This window comes from Pantoea sp. UBA5923, from assembly GCF_002431095.1.
GTDB lineage: Bacteria > Pseudomonadota > Gammaproteobacteria > Enterobacterales > Enterobacteriaceae > Pantoea > Pantoea piersonii.
Map to the genome: position 1 here is coordinate 2,144 of NZ_DJDN01000076.1, position 825 is coordinate 2,968.

Here is an 825-nt window from a genome sequence, read left to right on the forward strand (position 1 = left end):
GCAGCCGAAGCTGATGGTGATCGACTCCATTCAGGTCATGCATATGGCGGATATTCAGTCGTCGCCAGGCAGCGTGGCGCAGGTGCGTGAAACCGCCGCCTATCTGACGCGCTTCGCGAAAACGCGCGGCGTGGCAATAGTCATGGTCGGCCACGTCACCAAAGATGGCTCGCTGGCGGGTCCGAAAGTGCTGGAGCACTGTATCGACTGTTCGGTACTGCTGGACGGCGACGCCGACTCGCGCTTCCGCACGCTGCGCAGCCACAAAAACCGCTTTGGCGCGGTCAATGAACTGGGCGTTTTCGCCATGACCGAGCAGGGGATGCGTGAAGTCAGCAACCCTTCGGCAATCTTTCTGTCGCGCGGCGACGAGATCACCTCCGGCAGCTCCGTAATGGTGGTGTGGGAAGGCACGCGCCCGCTGCTGGTCGAGATTCAGGCGCTGGTGGATCACTCGATGATGGGCAATCCGCGCCGCGTCGCGGTGGGGCTGGAGCAGAACCGCCTGGCGATTCTGCTGGCGGTGCTGCATCGTCACGGCGGCCTGCAGATGGCCGATCAGGATGTTTTCGTTAACGTGGTCGGCGGCGTAAAGGTGACCGAGACCAGCGCCGATCTGGCACTGCTGCTGGCGATGGTGTCGAGCCTGCGCGACCGGCCGCTGCCGCAGGATCTGGTCATCTTCGGCGAAGTGGGGCTGGCGGGCGAAATCCGTCCGGTGCCGAGCGGCCAGGAGCGTATCTCCGAAGCGGCCAAACACGGCTTTAAGCGCGCCATCGTTCCGGCCGGCAACGCGCCGAAGAAAACCATCGACGGCATGAAAGT

1 protein-coding gene is annotated in these 825 nt (G+C 63.5%); it reads left to right on the forward strand.

Annotated features, from left to right (window positions below; all coding sequences use genetic code 11):
* Positions 1 to 825 (forward strand): DNA repair protein RadA (gene radA / locus B3797_RS17155; RefSeq protein ID WP_311791700.1); only part of this gene is annotated, 825 nt, incomplete at both ends.